Consider the following 17,973-nt stretch of genomic DNA (forward strand, 5'->3'; position numbering starts at 1 on the left):
GAGAGCACATTAAGTGCTCTCCGGCTCGTGCGGAACTCGCGATCGACTTCATATGCCGCCGGGCGACCGGGGCGAACGCGGGTCCCTAGGTTTTCAAAAAAGCGGTCGGCGCGCAGGTGCGCCGACCGCCGATATATGGGGTCTGATGTTTTTGACCGGAGAGGACTACTTACTCGTCGAGGAGATCCTCTGGCATGTCGTTGCCGTCGCCTAGGTCGACTGGGGCCTCTTCGGTATCGGCTGCGGCCTCGGCGCCTTCGCCTTCGGGTTTTTCCTTGGCTGCCGTCATGCGGGCTACGGCGCAGATGCGGTCGTTGTTGTCGACGGTCATCATCTTGACGCCCTGGGTGGCGCGGCCGGTCTGGCTGATCTCGTCGGTCTTGACGCGAATGACCGTCGCGCCTTCCGTCACGATGAACAGCTCGTGCTGCGGGCCCACCGTCTTCATGGCCGCGAGGTTGCCCTTACGCTCGGTCATTTGGATGGTGTAGACGCCCTGGCCGCCGCGATTCTGCTCCGGGTAGTCCGCGACCGGCGTGCGCTTGCCGTAGCCGCGCTCGGTGATGACGAATAAATCACCGTTGCCGTTAGTGACTTCCATGCCCAGAACGCTCACGCCGTCCTTCATGCCGATACCGCGAACGCCGCTGGTATCGCGGCCGGTGGCGCGCACCTGCTCCTCGGAGAACATGATCGCCTTGCCCGCGGTGGTGGCCAGGATAATCTTGTCGCCCTCGCGCACGCGGCGCACGTTCAGCAGCGCGTCGTCGTCACGCAGGTTGATAGCGATCAGGCCGTCACGACGGCTGCGGTCATACGCACTCATCACGGTCTTCTTGACCATGCCGCTCTTGGTGGCAAACATCAGGTATTCGTCGGCCGGGAACTCGCGGCAGCTGATGACGCTCGCGATCTTCTCGCCGTCCTCAAAGGGCAGCAGGTTGACGATCGCGGTACCGCGCGCCTGGCGCGTACCCACCGGCAGCTCGTGCACCTTCAGGCGATAGACCTTGCCCTTGCTCGAGAAGAACAGCACGTACTCGTGCGTGGATGCGATAAACATCTCGTCGATGACGTCGTCCTCTTTAAGGTTGACGCCCGACACGCCCTTGCCGCCGCGCTTCTGGGCGCGGTAGGCAGCCACCGGGATACGCTTAACGTAGCCGGTATGGGTAATGGTCACAACCATATCCTCGTCGGCGATGAGGTCCTCGACATCCAGGTCCTTCTCGACATGGCTGATCTCGGTGCGGCGTTTGTCGCCGAACTTCTTCGAGATCTCGCGCATCTCCTCCTTGATGACGCCCAGGATTTTCTCCTCATGCGCCAGCAGGTCCTCGTAGTAGGCGATGGCGCGGCGCAGGCCGTCCAACTCTTCCTGGATCTTGTCGCGCTCCAGGCCGGTCAGGCGACGCAGCTTCATCTCGAGGATGGCCGTGGTCTGCTCGGGCGTAAAGCCAAAGCGCTCGATCAGGCGGCTGCTGGCCTCGGAGTCGGTCTGCGAGGAGCGGATGATGCTAATGACCTCATCGATATGGTCAAGGGCCATCAAGTAGCCCTCGAGGATATGCGCGCGGGCCTGGGCCTTCTTAAGGTCGAAGCGGGTACGGCGGGTGACGACGTCGACCTGGTGGTCGATGTAGTGCTGCAACATCTCGCGCAGGCTCAGGCATTTGGGAACGCCGTTGACGAGTGCCAGGTTGTTGGCGCCAAAGGTCGTCTGCAGCGAGGTGTACTTATACAGGTTGTTGAGCACGACCTGTGGAATGACGCCCTTCTTGAGCTCGATGACCAGACGGATGCCCTTCTGGTTGGACTCATCGCGCATATCCGAGATGCCCTCGATGCGCTTGTCGTTGACGAGCTGGGCGATCTTCTCCTGCAGGGTGCCCTTGTTGACCATGTAGGGAATCTCGGTAAAGACCAGGCGGCTGCGACCGGTCTTGGTGGACTCCACATGTGCCTTGGCACGCACGGTAATGGAGCCGCGGCCGGTCTCGTAGCTCTGCTTAATGCCGGCGCTGCCCATGATGATGGCGCCGGTGGGGAAGTCCGGACCGGGCATGATTTGCATGAGCTCGTCGACGGTGGCGTCGGGGTTGTCGATCAGGTAGCAGGTGGCCTCGATCGCCTCGGTGAGGTTATGCGGGGCGATGTTGGTGGCCATGCCGACGGCGATGCCCTGGCTGCCGTTGACCAGCAGGTTGGGGAAGCGCGCGGGCAGCGCCACGGGCTCGGCGAGTGATTCGTCGTAGTTGGGCTGCCAGTCGACGGTGTCCTTCTGCAAGTCACGCAGCAGTTCCATGGCGGGCTTGGCCAGGCGGCTCTCGGTGTAACGCATGGCCGCCGCGCCGTCGCCATCGATGTTGCCGAAGTTGCCGTGACCGTCGATGAGCGGCGTGCGCATGGAGAACCACTGCGCCAGGCGGACCATGGCCTCATAGACCGCGAAATCGCCATGCGGGTGGTACTTACCGATAACTTCGCCGACCGTCCAGGCCGACTTCTTGTGTGGGCGGTTGGGATAGATGCCGCTCTCGTTCATCGCGTACAGGATGCGGCGGTGCACCGGCTTTAAGCCGTCGCGCACGTCCGGCAGGGCGCGGGCCGTGATGACCGACATCGAATACTCGATGAACGACTGCTTCATCTCACGGCCGAACTCCGAAATCTGGAGCTGGCCGCCGTTGATATCCTCGCCGGCCGAGGTGCCACGGTCGACTTCGCCAAAGCTCTCCTCGAGCTCGGCGTCGTCGTCCTCTTCCTCATCATCATCGGCATCGGGGTTATAGGCGTCCGGATCGCCGTCCTCGCCCTGCTCAGCACGGGCAAGCAGGCGCTTCAGATCATCGGGCATACCGGCGTCGCCGGCCTCGTCCACACCCTCGTTATTGTTGATATCGTCTGCCACGTTACCTCCTCATGGTTTGCGTGGTCCACTAGTTTCCCCACCACGGAGACGGCTTTTCCAGGTGCCGCAGATTCGCCCGAAAGAGGAGGGAAGCGTACTTGGGTACGCGACCGACGATTGAGGGTGAAGGTGCGGTGGCTGGGAAAGCCGCAGGGATTAGGCGTCTAAGAATCGTGCGTCATGCGCGTGCTTTTCAATATATTCGCGGCGATAGCCGACTTCGGAACCCATCAGCTCGCGCACGGCGCGGTCCGCCACCACGGCGTCCTCGATCGACACGCGCTGCAGAATGCGGGTCTTGGGGTCCATCGTCGTCGAGGCAAGCTGCTTGGGGTCCATCTCGCCCAGGCCCTTGTAGCGCTGGACGGTATAGCCCTTGCGCTTTTTGGTGATCTTGCCGTCCTTGGCCTTGCCGTCCTCGTCGTTATCGTCGGGGTTCAGGCCCAGACTCTGGATGGTGTCGCGCAGGATCTCGTCTTCGGGCTGGCGTCCATTGGGATACACGTAGTGGATCTTGTTGCGCACCTTAATGCCAAAGATGGGCGGGCAGGCAACATAGACGTAGCCGGCATCGATCAGCGGACGCATGTACTTGTAGAAGAACGTCAGCAGCAGGATGCGGATATGCGCACCGTCGACGTCTGCATCGGTCATGATGATGATCTTGTGGTAGCGCGCCTTGGTGATATCGAAGTCGCCACCGGCGCCGGCACTCGTCGTGACGCCGCAGCCGATCGCGGTAATCAGCGACTGGATGGTGTCACTCGAGAACGCGCGATGGTCACCAACGCGCTCGACGTTCAAAATCTTGCCGCGCAGGGGCAGAATCGCCTGGATGTCTCGGCGACGGCCGTCCTTGGCCGAACCGCCTGCCGAGTCGCCCTCTACGATGAAGAGCTCGGTCAGCTCGGCATCGCGCACCGAGCAGTCAGCGAGCTTACCGGGCAGGGACGCCGTCTCGAGCAGGCTCTTGCGGCGGGTCGCCTCGCGCGCCTTGCGGGCGGCATTGCGCGCCTTGCAGGCCTGTTGCGCCTTCTTGACGATCTCGCGGGCGGGCTTGGGATGCTCCTCCAAGTAATCGGCGAGGCCGTCGGTCACAATCTTGAGCGTGAGCGCTCGCATATAGGAGCTGCCGAGCTTTGCCTTGGTCTGGCCCTCAAACTGCGGATCGGGCAGCTTGACCGAGATAACGGCCGAAAGGCCCTCGCGCACATCGTCGCCGGTCAGGTTGGCGTCTTTTTCCTTGAGCAGGTTCTGCTTGCGCGCGTAATCGTTGATCACGCGGGTGAGCGCGGTACGGAAGCCCTCAAGGTGCATGCCGCCTTCGGGGGTGTAGATGTCGTTGGCAAACGACATGACGTTCTCGCCGTAGCCGCTATTCCACTGCAGGGAAACCTCGACCTCGCCCATCTTGGCCACAGGCGCGTCCGGGTCCGATTTGCCCTCGATGTAGATGGGCTCCTTAAAGGCCTCGGGGACGTCCTTGCCCTCGTTGAGGAACTTGACGAAGTCGATGATGCCGCCCTCGTAGCAAAACTCCTCCTCGTGGGGAGTCGCTTCGCGCTCGTCGGTCAGCACGATTTTGAGGTTCTTATTGAGGAACGCCGTCTCCTGCAGACGGTTATGCAGCGTATCGAAATCGTAGATGCAGGTCTCGAAGATCTCGTCGTCGGGCCAGAAGGTGACGGTGGTGCCCGTCGAATCCGAGGTGCCCACGACCTCCATCTTCTTGACGGTCTTGCCGCGCGAGAACTCCATCTCGTAGGTGTTGCCATCGCGACGAACCTGAACGACCACGCGCTTGGACAGTGCGTTGACGACGGAGATGCCCACGCCGTGCAGGCCGCCCGAGACCTTATAGGCCGAGTTATCGAACTTACCGCCGGCGTGCAAGATCGTCATGACGACCTCGAGCGTCGGGATCTTTTTAACAGGGTGCTCGTCGACGGGGATGCCGCGCCCGTTGTCGACGACCGTGATGGAGTTGTCGGCGTGAACCGTCACCTGGATCTCGGTGCAGAAACCGGCCATGGCCTCGTCGACGGAGTTGTCAACGATCTCCCACACCAGGTGATGCAGACCGCTGGCGCTCGTCGAGCCGATATACATGCCCGGGCGCTTACGAACGGCCTCGAGACCTTCGAGAATCTTAATCTCGCCGCCATCGTAATCGTTTTCGTTTGCCACACGTCCTCCTTCAGTCAAGAAAATGTGTACAGCCTTACTAGTTTATCGTAAAAAAATACCCTCGGGAACGAGGGTATTTGGCTCTACAAGGCCACCAGATGCGATTTAAGGCTCTTTTTTGCTTTGCACGCCCTTGGCCCACTCGGCACTGGCTCTCATGGCGTTCTCGAGGGCCTCGCGCAGTTTTTGGTCTTCGATGGGCGCCACTTGGCGCTCAATCTCGGTGCGCTCGGCATCGCTGAGGTCGGCGTGTGGGGCCGGCGGGCGCTCGGTCGTCGCTGGGCGAAGGCGCTCCTTGGCGGCGGACGGCATGTGACCGGGCGCGGTGGTTTTGAACACCAGGCCGTCCACATGCGCGCCGGCGCGCTCCATGCGCGCGCGGACGATCTCGCGCAACAACGTCATTTCCTGCGTCCACGAGGGCGAGTCGAGATATACCAGCAGCTCATTGGACTCGGGCAGGTAGCGCAGGCCCGTCACATGCCGCCCCTCGCGCGTGCCCGAGCACACCGCGTTCCACGCGCGATAGACCGCGCGCGACTCCTCGGCGGCCTCCATCTGCGCACGGCGCTCAGGGGTCGCAGCCGCCAGGATGCGCTGGCGCTCTGCGTTCAAAAAGCCACTGAAGGCGACCGTTTCGCTCTCGCGCTCGTAATTAGCACGTCTCACCCATGCTCACCACCTTGGCTCGATCAAGCAGGTCATCGGTAAAGTACCCCAGGTTGGTCGTGGTTATGACCGTCTGGATATCATCGCCGATCAGCCGCAGGAAAGCGCCGCGACGCTCGCCGTCGAGCTCGCTCATCACGTCGTCCAAAAGCAGCAGCGGGGCGGTGCCCAGGACATCGCGAGCTACGGCCACCTCCGCCACCTTCCAGGCCAGCACCAACGTTCGCTGCTGACCTTGGCTGGCAAACGAACGAGCGGAGCGACCCGCCACGGTAAACTCAATCTCATCGCGATGCGGCCCCACCAACGTCACGCCGCGGCGAATTTCCTCGTCGGCGTGCTCATCAAGGGTGGCCAGCATGCGCTCGTACGCCCAGCCCTTCAGCTCTTCGCGATCCTCGACCTGGGGCAAATCCCCCAGCGTGGACGCATAGGTCACGTTGGCGGCCTCACCGGATGCCACTTGTCCGTAGGCAGTGCGTACATAGCCCGCCAGCCGGTCGAGCAGGGCCAACCGGTGCACGAGCAGGGCCGAGCCCGCGCGGGCAATCGAATCGTTCCACGCGCCGAGCATCTCGCGGCAGCACCAGGCCTCCTTGAGCAGGGCGTTACGCTGGGTCACGCAGCGCCCATAGGTGCTCGCAAGATCGGCATAGCGTGCGCTCAGTTGCATGCCAAAGTCATCGAGGGCGGCGCGGCGCACACTGGCGCCTCGCTTAACCATGTCCAGATGGTCGGGGCAAAACAGCACACTCGGCAGAACGCCGCGCACACCGGCGGCAGAGCATCTCTTGCCGTTGCGGCTAAACGAGCGCTTACCGTCCTCCGCGCTCAATCCCATATCAAGTACGCGGCCGTCGCCCTCGAGCCTCAGCTCGACCTTGCACGAGCCCACGCCGTCATGGACGAGCTCGGCTGCGGTCGGATGTCTAAACGAGGCGCCGCTCGTCAGCAGCTGCAGCGCCTCTATGAGATTGGTCTTTCCCGCCGCGTTGGGTCCCGCAAGTATCGTCACGCCCTCGTCCAGGGCAAGACGATAGCTCTCGAAACTGCGGTAGTGCGCGACGGAAAGATCGCGGGCGAACATGGTCATGGCGCAGCGCTAGATGCGAACCGGCATGACCAGGTACAGGTAGTTGATCTTGTCGTAGGACTTGAAGATGCCCGCCTGCGAGTAGCTCTTGAGCTCCAGCGTGATCTCCTTCTCCTTGGACAGGGCGTTCAGGCAGCCAAAGATGTAGTGGTAGTTGAAGGCGATGGTACCCGACTCGCCCTCGGCCTCGACATCGATCGTCTCCTGCGCCAGATCCTGGTCGTTGGAGATGGAAGACAGGCCCATCTGGCCGTTCTCGACGTCGATCTCGAACTTGACGGCGGGGTTGGCGCTCGCGATAACGGCCACGCGTTTGAGGGCGGCATTGAAGGCGGCCACATCGATCTTGACACTCGTCACGCACGAATCGGGGATGAGCTGCTTGTAGTTGGGGTACACGCCCTCGATGCGGCGCGACACGTAGGTGGTGTTGCCGGCCTCAAAGACGACCTGGGTGTCGGTAGCCCCAATCATGATGGTCGCCTGGCTGGCCATGATGTTCAGTGCGTCGTTAAAGGCGTCAGCCGGAACGTTGAGCTCAAAGGAGCCTTCGAGGGTCGAGGTCTCGACCTGCGTATCGCACACGGCCAAACGGAAGGAATCGGTCGCCACCAGGCGCACGGTGTTGTTCTCGACCTTCATGTGCACGCCACCCAGGATGGGGCGGGCCTTGTCAGTCGAGGTGACGCGCCACACGCGGCCGACCATCTCGGACAAGATATCGGTCGGCAGTTCCACGGCGCTCTCGATGGCATAGGCCGGAAACTCGGGGAAGTCATTGGCATCGAGCGTGTTCAGGCGGAAAGAGCTCTTCTCGCAACCAATCAGCACCTGGCGCTCGGACAGCTCAAAGGTGACCGGGGCATCGGGGAGGGTCTTGGTGATATTGGAGAGCATCTTACAGGGGATAACCATCTCGCCCTCTTCTTCGACATGCGCCGCGATGCGATGACGGATCGAGATGGTGTAGTTAGAGGTCTGGAATTCCAAGATGCCGTCTTGCGCCTTGACGAGCACGCCCGACAGGATGGGAAGGGTGGATGCCGAAGCGACACCCTTCATAACGACGCCGATGGCTTGTGTAAGCGAGCTCTGGCTGACGGTGAACTTCATCTTTTAATACCTTTCTATAGATATAAATATCTTAATAATAGTAATAGCACTGACGAAACTGTTGATTACTCCCAAAGACGCAGGTCAGACCCAGAAAGAGAATCGACAGCAACCTGTGTGCAACGGGGGTGGTTTTCCACGTTCAAAACCTGCGCAAAACTTTTCATCACCGCGGGTTGGGTTTTAAACACCTTATGCCCGTGGTTTCGACAAGTTTTCAACAGGTGTCTCTATTTCCCTACGAGCGCAGTGTAATTTTATCGCGCAGTGACTTGAGGTCTTCGGTGACGGTGCGGTCTTCCTGGATCATCTTCTGGACCTTTTTGTAGCTCGTGCTGACGGTCGAGTGGTTGCGGTTGCCAAATTCGGCGCCCACCGCCGTGGTCGTCATTTCGCACATCTCGATGGCCAGGTAGATAGCGATATGGCGCGCTTTGGCGATATTGGCGTTGCGACGCGGGCCGATGAGCTCCTCGTGTGTCACGCCGTACTGCTCTTCGATGACGGACTGAACCGTCTGGACGTTGATCTTTTTGGCCGATGTGTCGAAGTACTGGCTGGCGATGGCGTCGATATCGTCAAAGGTGAGCTCCCCGCCCTCGCGCTCGCGGTCACCCGCCTCGCCGGCGCAGCGCTCGCAAAAGCTCTCGAGTTCGCGGATGTTGGTGCCCGAGACCTCGGCCATGTGTTTAAAGTGTTCGTCGGTCAGGTGCCCGCCGTCGCCCCCATAGGCCGCCAGCAGCGAGTCGTCGCCTGCCTCGGGGGCGGCGACGATGGTGTTCTCGTAATAGCGCTGCAAGATCTTGTATTTCATCTCGTAGCTGGGCTCTGCAACCAGGCAGAGCATGCCGGCGTTGAAGCGGCTGGTCAGACGCTCGTCCATGCTTAGGTCCTTGGGGGCGCGGTCTGCCGCGATGACGACCTTCTTGTTGTTGCGGATGAACTCGTCCATGAGCTGGAAAAAGTAGTCCACGCTCGCGCGCTTGCCGATGATGTTTTGGATGTCATCGATGATGAGCACGTCCACGCCGTGGTACGCCTGCATGATGGGAGCGTTGCTCTTCTTTTGACGGTCGAACTCGGTCATCAGGTCGTCCAGATATGCCTGGGAGTTGGCATACTTGACCTTGATCTCGGGCGACTTCTCGGCGAGCTCGTTTTTGATGGCAAGCAGCAGGTGCGTCTTGCCCAGGCCCGATTTGCCGTAGATGAACAGTGATGTGCATGTGCCGCGCTCGTCCGCGAGGGCGGCAAACTTGAGTGCCGAGCGATAGGCATGGCTGTTTTCGGGGCCGTAGACAAAGTTCTCAAAGGTAAATTTTGAGTTCGCGGCGAGCGGGGCTCCATCCGTATTCTGCTCGGCCGGCACGGTCGGTGCTGGCATGGGTGAGGTGGGGGTCGCGGCTTGCGTGGATTTAGTCGGCGCCCCGCCCTTCATCTGGTTCATCATGCGACGAAAATCGTCGGCCGAGAGCGTGTTTTTGATTGCAATGCCCGAATCCGCGCCCGCCGCTGCGTCGTGAGCGATGGGCATGTGCGTGACGGGCGCGTTCGTTGGCGTCGCCGCCGCGGTCGGCAACGGTGCCATGGTTTCACGGGAAACATCGCTGTGCTGGTGCCCGACCGTCGACGCGTCGCCTGCGGAGGCCGGCACCGCCGGGGAAGCAGCGGGAGCCGTGGCGGGCGCCGTGGCGGGCGCCGTGGCGGCAGCGGATTCCGTCGCGGCGCCTTGCGGTGCCACGATGTCGAGCGCGATCGGTGCAAAGGCGATTTCTTCCAGATAGGCCTCAATAGTCGGCTGATGCTTTTTGAGCTGCGCGATGGCAAAGCGCGAGGGGGCCTCGATCGTGAGCGTATCTTCGGTCAGGCTTATGGCGCGCGATTGCCCCAGCATGTTGATGAGGCGTGCATCTTGGCCGTCGCGCTGGCAAAAGGCGATGGCATCCCCCAGGATGATGCTTGCTTCCTCGTCCACTGTCTCTCCCGTTCTTTAGCTCTGAGCTCGCACGCGAGCGGCGCCGAGTTCGGTCAGATGGTATTTCTGGCCATGCTTGATGACCAAGCCGGCCTGCGCCAAGTCATTGAGCGTGCGTGACCAAGTGGGGGCCGAGTTTCCAAACGCCCTCGCCAGATCGGTTGCACCGCACGCTTGATTTTGCGCCAGATAGCCCAGCGCGGCGTTGCCGCGATCGCTTACGAACACGCCCGGTTGTGGCTGCGCATGCTGATTTGCTGCATTAGGATACATCATTTGAGCTGCTGGTTGTTGAGAACTCTGCATCGGTGGCATTTGCTGTTGAAAACTTTGAGGCCACTGTTGGTAAGGCTGCGGAGGCATCTGCTGGGCCCAGGGGTTGTACTGCTGCTGCGGCATCTGCTGGTACGGCTGCTGATATCCTTGCTGGTACTGCTGCGGGAACTGCTGGCCGTACCCCAGTGGCGGCATCTGCTGATATGGATATCCTTGTTGGTACGGCTGATAGCCCATTTGCTGGCCACCCGGTGCGCCCGTCGCCTGCTGCATTGCTGCTGCATCCTGATCCGCCAGCGGCACGGCCTCTGGCATGCTTGGCGGCATCGACATCGATGCCGCCTGGGGTTCTTGTGTAGGAGGCATTCCGGGCTGCTGCATCTGTCCCACGGTGGGCTGCATCTGCTGCGTTGCCATGGGCTGCTGCGCAAAAGCTCCCGGCAGGGGATATGTGGGCTGCTCCGTCTCGGGCCGCACGGCAGCGCCGCGTCCGCCGGCACGCTCGATTTCCTGCACGCGTTTAGGGTTCAGGCTTACCGTAACCACGGTGCCGTTGCCCATGTTGTCCTCGATGGATACGGCACCGCCGGCGTTTTCCAAATACTCCTGCACCATGGGAAACCCTGCTCCGGTTCCACGGATATAGCGCTTCATCTTGCTGTTTGCGCTGGTAACGCCAAAGTCGAAAGCACGTTCCTTGTCGTCGATGCCGGGTCCTTGGTCAGCAAAGCGGATGGTGTCTCCGCCGTCCAGAATCGAGATGATGGGCTCGGCAAAGTGTGCGTGGATAAAGTTTTCGACAATCTCGCGGATGACCATGAGCGAGATATGGCCACCTTGTTCTTTCATGCACTGGTAGACGGTGTTGGTCGTCTCTTCCAAATACGTGCGGACATCTTGCGGATCAATGACGATCACCCGCGGTGTCGACAGCATGTCGTCATAGACGGCGATGCGCGCGGCGTACATGGCTTTTGGCGCCTGCGTGGTCGTCTGCTCGCCTTCCGCACGCTCTTCGCGCACGCCGGTGATGTGCTCGTTGTCGGGTGCCGGGTCTCCGGAATCGACCATGGTGTAAAAGTCGTCAGACATGCCGCTCGCAATCTTTCAAAAGGTTTCGAACAAATAGTAGCTCACCGTGCAACGTTTCTCATCTTTCGACAACTTTTCAAAACTTGTTGAAAACTTTGGAAAATGGGCGAAAAGTTCTCAACATTGCCAACATGACCTGTTGAAAACTCGATGAAATATCGTGAAAGGTTGCCATGAGGCGCAAATTTCGGTTGTGCTTATGGGGGAACCGTGTGAACTGCGCAACCTTTTACCTTTGATTTCTTGACATTTGAACATTGATTTCCCTACAATCTTCAAGCTCACGTGTCTATATCTGCGTCCGCGTCCCCGCGGACACTCGAAATGCAGCAGGAGGAACTTAAGATGAAGCGTACGTATCAGCCTAATAAGCGTAAGCGTGCCAAGACCCATGGCTTCCGTGCCCGTATGGCCACTAAGGGTGGTCGTGCCGTGCTCGCCCGTCGTCGCGCCAAGGGCCGCAAGCGTCTCACTGTCTAGCAGCGATACACACATCTCGCATGAAGACTATTAAGTCTCGGCAAGATTTCGAGCATGTGTTCAGTCAGGGGCGTCGTTTCAATCACCCTCTGATTCGAATGACCATATGTGAATCGGTTGGCGAAGGCGACTCCGGAAGGGTCGCCTTCGTTGGTGCTAAACGGCTCGGTTGTGCTGTCGTGCGCAACCGTTCTAAGCGTGTGATGCGCGAGGCCGCCCGCAGCTGTGGATTTCCCGTTACGGGTTATGACATCATCTTGTTTGCAACTCCCAAGACGAGGGTTTCCTCGCCGCAGGAGATGGACAAGGCGTTGCGTTCGCTTATGAAGCGCGCCGGCGTTGCCGGGGAGGAGCGATGAGCAATCACGTTTTGCGACGTGTTGCCATCGCTCCTATTCGCATATATCAACAGGTTATTTCGCCCTTATTGCCTGACGCCTGCATTTATTACCCAACGTGCTCGCAATACGCCATCCAGGCGATTGAGAAGCACGGTGTTTTGAGAGGCTGCTGGCTTGCCGTGAGGCGCATCGCTCGCTGCAATCCCCTGCACGTCGGCGGTTATGACCCTGTGCCCTAGCGGGCACTCGCTATCGGAGGAAAACTTACATGTGGGATTGGATCGTTAACATCCTTTTCGAGCTGCTCAAGCTCATCCAGACCTTTGCGGTCGACTGGGGCCTGTCCATCATCATCCTGGTGGTCATCATCCGTCTGCTGCTGACGCCGCTCATGCTCAAGTCGACCAAGTCGACGGCTCGCATGCAGGTTCTGCAGCCCAAGATGCTCGAGATCCAGGAGCGCTATGCCGACGATCCCCAGCGTCAGGCCGAGGAGATGCAGAAGTTCTACAGCGAGAACAAGTTCAACCCCATGGCTGGCTGTCTGCCGCTGCTGATTCAGATGCCTATCCTGTTCGCCCTGTTTACATTGCTGCGCAACCTGCCGCAGTACTTTAACGACGGCACGTTCTCGTTCTTCAACATCCTGCCCGACCTGACCACCACGCCGAGCGCTTCCTTTGCCGATGGCTTTATGGTTGCACTGCCTGCGCTGGTTTGCCTGATCCTGTTCGCCGTCCTGACCCTGATTCCGCAGCTCTATATGTCGCGCAACCAGACCGGCCAGCAGGCTCAGAGCATGCGTATGATGGCCGTTGTCATGACGGTCATGATGCTTTGGATGGGCTGGAGCCTTCCCGTTGGTGTTCTGCTGTACTACGACGTCTCGTCTGCTTGGCAGGTTATCCAGCAGATTTTTGTGACGCAGAAGGTCATCGACAAGGCGAAGGCCGATGAGGAGGAGCGTCTTAAGAACGCTCCGCTGCAGGTTGAGGTCATTCGTCGAGAGAAGAAGCCGCGCCCGCACAAGAAGAAGTAACGGGATATCAATCTTATTTAGGTACCTAACTTTTGGAGTACGTTATGTCTGAAGAGATCATCGAGGATATGCTTGAGGAGGTTGCCCCGCAGTTCGCGGGCGATTATCCCGAGATTGCACAGCGCTACAAGGCTGGTGAAGAGCTGACCGATGAGGAGCTCGACACCATTGCCGATGTTGCGATTTCCATCCTGCGTTCCATCCTTTCGCACTTCGATGCCGCCAACTCTCCTATCGATGAGTATGAGGGCGACGAGGGTGAGCTGATTTTGGATGTAACGGCTCCCGACCTTGCTGTTCTCATTGGCCGTCATGGTCGCACCCTTGATGCCCTTCAGGTTATGTTCTCTTTGCTGGTGAGCCGCAAACTTGGCTTTAGGTATCCGGTTGTAGTGGACGTAGAGGGATACAAGAGTCGCCGTCAGGACAAGGTTGCTTCCATTGCTCAGTCTGCTGCCGAGCGTGCCATCCGCACTCATAAGAGTGTTTCGCTTCCGCCCATGAATGCCTACGAGCGTCGACTGGTTCACATTGCACTTCGTGGCAATGATGCCGTCGATACTCATTCTGAGGGTTCTGACCCTGATCGCCATGTGGTGATTGTTGCTCGATAATCTTCTCGAGCTTATGCTAAGGGGACGTGGTTTCCACGTCCCCTTTTTTTGTCAAAAGTTCTCGATACACTGATTTTTGTCAGAAAGGAGCTTTCGTTGTTAGTACTTACTGATCAGCAGGCTGACGAGATGTTGAGTCGTCTAACTTCCTATTGCAAAGAGTATTCCTTGAGCGTATCTGATGTTGAGCTGAGGAAATGTATTCAGCATTTGGATTTGGTTCTGGAAACAAATAAGACAACTAATCTCACCCGTATTCTTAACGTAGAAGATGCTGCGGTACTTCATATCCTCGACTCACTTGTTTTGCTCCCCTATATCAATAAGGCTCCAGAGGGAGCTCTGCTCGATATGGGGACAGGTGCGGGCTTCCCTGGTATTCCGTTAACCATAGCCACGCATCGTAAAACTACTTATATTGACTCTGTTGGTAAGAAGGTTGATGCCGTCAATTCTTTTGTTCATACTCTTGGGTTGAAACATGCTCATGCGATTCATGATCGCCTTGAAGAATATGCTCGAAGCCATAAGAAGCAGTTTTCTGTCGTAACCGCCCGCGCACTTGCCCCTCTACCGATTCTTGTTGAGTATGCGGCTCCGTTCCTCAAGGATGGAGGTCTATTTGTTATCACCAAGGGCAATCCTTCCGATGAGGAGCTTGCTTCCGGTATGTCAGCAGCTAAGATTTGCGGCTTCACTTTGCTTCTGAATAACGCAATCGATTTGCCTGAGGGCTTGGGCCACAGGGAGTTTATTGTTTTTAAGAAGAGTCATCCAGCATCCGTTTCATTGCCTCGTGCAAATGGCATGGCTAAGAAGAATCCGCTTGCCTAGATGTTTCACGTGAAACATAATGGATACTAACAACTTGCAGTGTTTCACCTGAAACATGGCGGTTGATATCGAATCGGAATGTTTCACGTGAAACATCCTCCGTTTGACAGCTTTAATACACACCAGGAGGGACCGTGGGATTTCGCGACGTTAAGCGTTCTAAGAGCGCAAAAGACACGCGTATCATTGCAATCATCAATCAAAAAGGCGGCGTCGGTAAGTCAACGACGACTGTAAACCTTGCAGCAGCACTGGGTGAGCAGGGTCGTAAGACACTGATTGTCGACTTTGATCCGCAGGGAAACAGCACCAGTGGATTTGGAATTGAAAAAGAAGACCTTGATCACTGCATCTATGATGCATTGTTGAATGATGTGCCGGCAGAATCGCTTGTTCTTGATACAAATTGCAAAAAGGTATTCGTAATTCCAGCTACGATTCAGCTTGCAGGTGCCGAAATTGAGCTCGTAAGCGCAATTGCTCGTGAAACCCGCCTCAAAGATTTGCTTGAGCCGATTCAGGACGAGTTCGATTTTATTTTCATTGACTGTCCTCCTTCGCTCGGCCTGCTTACTATCAATGCCTTGACCGCAGCAGATAGCGTTTTGATTCCAATCCAGTGTGAGTATTACGCACTCGAGGGCGTTACGAAGCTGCTTGAGTCAATGAAGATGGTCAAATCACGTCTGAACAAGGGCTTAGACACCTATGGCGTGCTTATGACCATGTATGACTCACGTACTTCTTTGTCGAATCAGGTTGTTGAGGAAGTTCAATCGTACTTTGGCGATAAGGTGTTTAAGACGCTGATTCCCCGTACGGTTAAAATCTCTGAAGCTCCGTCTTTTGGAGAACCGGTAATTACCTATGCACCTCAAAATAAGGGTGCAAAAGCGTATATGAACCTTGCAAAAGAGGTGATCAAGCGTGCCTAGTGTAAAGAAACGTGGTGGATTGGGACGCGGACTCAATGCTTTGGTCTCAGAGGCTGAGTATGAGACCGGTGGTTCTGCTGCATCTGCTTCAAATGCCGCATCTGAAACAAAACTACCTATTGAGGATATCGTTCCCAACCCTAATCAACCGCGAATTCACTTTAATGAAACTGAACTTCGCGAGTTGAGCGAGTCAATCCAAGAACATGGCGTTTTGCAGCCGCTCTTGGTTCGCAAGCATGGAAACGGCTATGAGATCATCGCTGGTGAGCGTCGTTACCAGGCGTCAAAGCTTGCTGGTCTTGAGGAACTGCCTGTCATCATTAAAGATGTTAATGATGAAGAGATGCTGGCCCTTGCTCTTATCGAAAATCTTCAGCGTTCTGATCTGAATCCCGTCGAAGAGGCTAAGGGCTATCGCCAGCTCATCGATGCTAGCGGTATGACCCAGGAGGCGTTGTCGAAGGCCGTAAGCAAGTCACGCTCTGCAATTACAAACTCGCTGCGCCTTCTCGATCTCCCCGAAGTAGTTCAGCAGATGATTTTTGAGGGTAAACTTACTGCTGGTCACGCACGTGCGATTCTTGCAGTTCCCTATGAGGACGCGCGAATTCGACTTGCAGAGAAGGTTGTTGCAGAGGGCCTTTCCGTAAGAGCGACAGAAAATCTTGCTCCATTGTTTTCTGCCGGAGAAACGCCTAAGACGCCGAGGCCTGCAACGCCTCAGTCTTTTAAAAAGGCTGCGCGTGTACTTCGTCAGATATTTAATACCAACGTACGCGTGAAGAGCTCGCGTGGAAAGAATAAGATTGAGATTGAGTTTAAAGACGAGGAAGAGCTCTCTCGTATTCTTGGTGAAATGATTCAGTTTGATCAAGGAGGCCAAGATGAGGAATAAGATTTTAACTGCGATTGCATTGGTGACGACTGTCGCGGCTGGTGCCTTTGCTGGCTATAAGATCGCGACAGACGATGAACTTCGAGGTCGTTTGCTTCGTGGCGCGCAAGATATTGTCGATACTTCCAAGAAGAAAATGGATGTTATGACAGAAGATGTTGCCATGCGCACTGCTCAGGTAACGAAGAATCCCAAGATTAATCAAGGTTGGGTTAGCAACCAATGGGAAAATGTAGGCTATTAGGTACCTAACAATTACCCTGCATATTTTGAGGGGTCCTTGTCTGATTCACGAGACAAGGACCCCCTATTTTGGCAGTAAAAATGGGAAAGGTTGCAACTGATCCAAAATTGAGGTCGATAAATGAAACGGCCCAGGTTGCATATCCTGCAATCGGGGCCGTTCGATGTTTCACATGAAACGTTTTGGCGTGTGACTCCCCTATGCGTTCTTCTGAACTTTGAAGTGCTGCTTCAGCTGTCCGCAAGCGGCGTCAATATCGTTACCACGGGAGTTACGAATCGTGGTCTCTATGCCACGGGACTCAAGACGACGCTGAAGATCCTCAACCTTGTGAATCGGCGACGGCTTGAGCGGGCTGCCCTCGATGTCGTTAAGCTGAATCAGGTTAACGTGGCACAGCGTTCCCTCGCAGAAGTCGCAGAGTGCCTGCATCTCGGGATTCGTATCGTTGACGCCTTCGATCATGGCATACTCATAGGTCGGGCGGCGGCCAGTCTTCTCGGTGTAGAGCTGAAGCGCCTCGTGCAGGCGAAGCAGCGTGTACTTCTTAACACCGGGCATGAGCTTATTGCGCGTCGACTGGATGGCGGAATGCAGGGAAACGGCAAGCGTGAACTGCTCGGGGATATCGGCAAATTTGCGAATACCGGGAATAACGCCGCTGGTAGAGACGGTGAGGTGACGAGCGCCGATACCGATGCCATCGGGGTCGTTGAGGATTCGCAGGGCCTTGAGAACCTCGTCGAAGTTGGCAAACGGCTCGCCCTGGCCCATGAAGACAACGCTCGTGGCACGCTCGCCAAAGTCGTTGGATACATGAAGTACCTGGTCGACGATCTCTTGAGCGGTCAGAGAGCGCTTGAGGCCGTTGAGACCGGTAGCGCAAAAGGCACAGCCCATGCCGCAGCCTGCCTGGGTGGAAACGCAGACGGAAAGCTTGTTACGACGGGGCATACCGACAGTCTCGACGGAAATGCCGTCGTGGTACTCGAGCAGATACTTGCGAGAGCCATCTTTGGAAACCTGCTTCGTGAGTTCAGTCGGCGTGTCAAAGGCAAAAGCCTCTTTAAGCTGCTCGCGGAAAGCCTTGGGAAGGTTGGTCATATCGTCAAACGAACAAACGTTCTTCTCAAAGACCCATTCGATGAGCTGCTTCGCGCGGAAGGCGGGCTGGCCAAGTTCGGCCACGAGCTCGCGAATATCGTTTTGGCTCAAGTCGCGAATGTCCTGAGATTTAGTCCTGGGATTCATGGAAGCCTTTCGATTTTGGGG

The 17,973-nt window shown here is 57.3% G+C and carries 17 protein-coding genes; 9 read left to right on the plus strand and 8 right to left on the minus strand.

Annotation, left to right across the window (positions count from 1 at the left end):
- Nucleotides 1–169: 169 nt before the first annotated feature.
- The 7 genes from gyrA to DW037_RS07300 form a co-directional block, all read right to left on the minus strand.
- On the minus strand, nt 170–2,857 hold the full coding sequence (gene gyrA / locus DW037_RS07270) for a DNA gyrase subunit A (RefSeq protein WP_118373093.1): 2,688 nt from the start codon (nt 2,855–2,857) through the stop codon (nt 170–172).
- A gap of 210 nt (nt 2,858–3,067) precedes the next feature.
- Entirely contained in the window at nt 3,068–5,098 is a 2,031-nt protein-coding gene (gene gyrB / locus DW037_RS07275; protein WP_118373070.1) for a DNA topoisomerase (ATP-hydrolyzing) subunit B, read from the minus strand.
- 105 nt (nt 5,099–5,203) lie between these two features.
- Complete coding sequence (locus DW037_RS07280; protein WP_118373072.1) at nt 5,204–5,767, minus strand: DciA family protein; 564 nt, start codon at nt 5,765–5,767, stop codon at nt 5,204–5,206.
- Complete coding sequence (locus DW037_RS07285) at nt 5,754–6,860, minus strand: DNA replication/repair protein RecF (RefSeq protein ID WP_118373074.1); 1,107 nt, start codon at nt 6,858–6,860, stop codon at nt 5,754–5,756. Before DW037_RS07285 ends, DW037_RS07280 begins: the two co-directional genes overlap by 14 nt.
- A 9-nt stretch (nt 6,861–6,869) precedes the next feature.
- Complete coding sequence (dnaN, locus tag DW037_RS07290; protein WP_022094338.1) at nt 6,870–7,973, minus strand: DNA polymerase III subunit beta; 1,104 nt, start codon at nt 7,971–7,973, stop codon at nt 6,870–6,872.
- Nucleotides 7,974–8,211: 238 nt separating this feature from the next.
- On the minus strand, nt 8,212–9,948 hold the full coding sequence (locus DW037_RS07295; protein WP_118373075.1) for a DnaA ATPase domain-containing protein: 1,737 nt from the start codon (nt 9,946–9,948) through the stop codon (nt 8,212–8,214).
- Nucleotides 9,949–9,963: 15 nt separating this feature from the next.
- The gene (locus DW037_RS07300) at nt 9,964–11,316 is read right to left on the minus strand and encodes an ATP-binding protein (RefSeq protein WP_118373077.1); all 1,353 of its coding nucleotides are present in this window, start codon (nt 11,314–11,316) and stop codon (nt 9,964–9,966) included.
- A gap of 345 nt (nt 11,317–11,661) precedes the next feature.
- Here DW037_RS07300 and rpmH point away from each other — a divergent pair, with 345 nt between their 5' ends.
- The 9 genes from rpmH to DW037_RS07345 all read left to right on the plus strand — a co-directional run bounded on the left by rpmH (nt 11,662) and on the right by DW037_RS07345 (nt 16,701).
- On the plus strand, nt 11,662–11,796 hold the full coding sequence (rpmH, locus tag DW037_RS07305) for a 50S ribosomal protein L34 (protein ID WP_019127408.1): 135 nt from the start codon (nt 11,662–11,664) through the stop codon (nt 11,794–11,796).
- 20 nt (nt 11,797–11,816) lie between these two features.
- Nucleotides 11,817–12,155 (plus strand): ribonuclease P protein component, encoded by a 339-nt coding sequence (gene rnpA, locus DW037_RS07310; RefSeq protein ID WP_118373078.1) that lies wholly within the window; start codon nt 11,817–11,819, stop codon nt 12,153–12,155.
- Nucleotides 12,152–12,376, plus strand: coding sequence for a membrane protein insertion efficiency factor YidD (gene yidD, locus DW037_RS07315; RefSeq protein WP_082222962.1), 225 nt, complete (start codon nt 12,152–12,154; stop codon nt 12,374–12,376). Before rnpA ends, yidD begins: the two co-directional genes overlap by 4 nt.
- 29 nt (nt 12,377–12,405) lie before the next feature.
- A complete protein-coding gene (locus DW037_RS07320; protein ID WP_118373080.1) occupies nt 12,406–13,176 on the plus strand; it encodes a YidC/Oxa1 family membrane protein insertase in 771 nt (256 codons plus the stop codon).
- 44 nt (nt 13,177–13,220) lie between these two features.
- The gene (locus DW037_RS07325) at nt 13,221–13,790 is read left to right on the plus strand and encodes a R3H domain-containing nucleic acid-binding protein (protein ID WP_118373082.1); all 570 of its coding nucleotides are present in this window, start codon (nt 13,221–13,223) and stop codon (nt 13,788–13,790) included.
- Nucleotides 13,791–13,958: 168 nt separating this feature from the next.
- Nucleotides 13,959–14,624, plus strand: a complete 666-nt coding sequence (gene rsmG / locus DW037_RS07330; RefSeq protein ID WP_233539948.1) for a 16S rRNA (guanine(527)-N(7))-methyltransferase RsmG — start codon at nt 13,959–13,961, stop codon at nt 14,622–14,624.
- 134 nt (nt 14,625–14,758) lie between these two features.
- Nucleotides 14,759–15,559, plus strand: coding sequence for a ParA family protein (locus DW037_RS07335; RefSeq protein WP_117800664.1), 801 nt, complete (start codon nt 14,759–14,761; stop codon nt 15,557–15,559).
- A complete protein-coding gene (locus DW037_RS07340) occupies nt 15,552–16,457 on the plus strand; it encodes a ParB/RepB/Spo0J family partition protein (protein WP_199578346.1) in 906 nt (301 codons plus the stop codon). The genes DW037_RS07335 and DW037_RS07340 overlap by 8 nt, the downstream gene beginning before the upstream one ends.
- Entirely contained in the window at nt 16,447–16,701 is a 255-nt protein-coding gene (locus DW037_RS07345; protein ID WP_117564012.1) for a hypothetical protein, read from the plus strand. Before DW037_RS07340 ends, DW037_RS07345 begins: the two co-directional genes overlap by 11 nt.
- A 198-nt stretch (nt 16,702–16,899) precedes the next feature.
- Here the strand turns inward: DW037_RS07345 and rlmN are convergent, their stop codons facing one another.
- Entirely contained in the window at nt 16,900–17,952 is a 1,053-nt protein-coding gene (gene rlmN / locus DW037_RS07350; RefSeq protein WP_118373083.1) for a 23S rRNA (adenine(2503)-C(2))-methyltransferase RlmN, read from the minus strand.
- Nucleotides 17,953–17,973 lie beyond the last annotated feature (21 nt).

Source organism: Collinsella sp. AF39-11AT (genome assembly GCF_003474585.1).
Classification (GTDB): Bacteria; Actinomycetota; Coriobacteriia; order Coriobacteriales; family Coriobacteriaceae; genus Collinsella.

Coding starts and splice junctions, on each gene's coding strand:
- rnpA (WP_118373078.1), top strand. CDS start 11,817: ATGAAGACTATTAAGTCTCGGCAAGATTTCGAGCATGTGTTCAGTCAG.
- DW037_RS07285 (WP_118373074.1), bottom strand. CDS start 6,860: ATGACCATGTTCGCCCGCGATCTTTCCGTCGCGCACTACCGCAGTTTC.
- DW037_RS07320 (WP_118373080.1), top strand. CDS start 12,406: ATGTGGGATTGGATCGTTAACATCCTTTTCGAGCTGCTCAAGCTCATC.
- yidD (WP_082222962.1), top strand. CDS start 12,152: ATGAGCAATCACGTTTTGCGACGTGTTGCCATCGCTCCTATTCGCATA.
- rpmH (WP_019127408.1), top strand. CDS start 11,662: ATGAAGCGTACGTATCAGCCTAATAAGCGTAAGCGTGCCAAGACCCAT.
- gyrA (WP_118373093.1), bottom strand. CDS start 2,857: ATGCCCGATGATCTGAAGCGCCTGCTTGCCCGTGCTGAGCAGGGCGAG.
- DW037_RS07345 (WP_117564012.1), top strand. CDS start 16,447: ATGAGGAATAAGATTTTAACTGCGATTGCATTGGTGACGACTGTCGCG.
- dnaN (WP_022094338.1), bottom strand. CDS start 7,973: ATGAAGTTCACCGTCAGCCAGAGCTCGCTTACACAAGCCATCGGCGTC.
- DW037_RS07325 (WP_118373082.1), top strand. CDS start 13,221: ATGTCTGAAGAGATCATCGAGGATATGCTTGAGGAGGTTGCCCCGCAG.
- rlmN (WP_118373083.1), bottom strand. CDS start 17,952: ATGAATCCCAGGACTAAATCTCAGGACATTCGCGACTTGAGCCAAAAC.
- DW037_RS07300 (WP_118373077.1), bottom strand. CDS start 11,316: ATGTCTGACGACTTTTACACCATGGTCGATTCCGGAGACCCGGCACCC.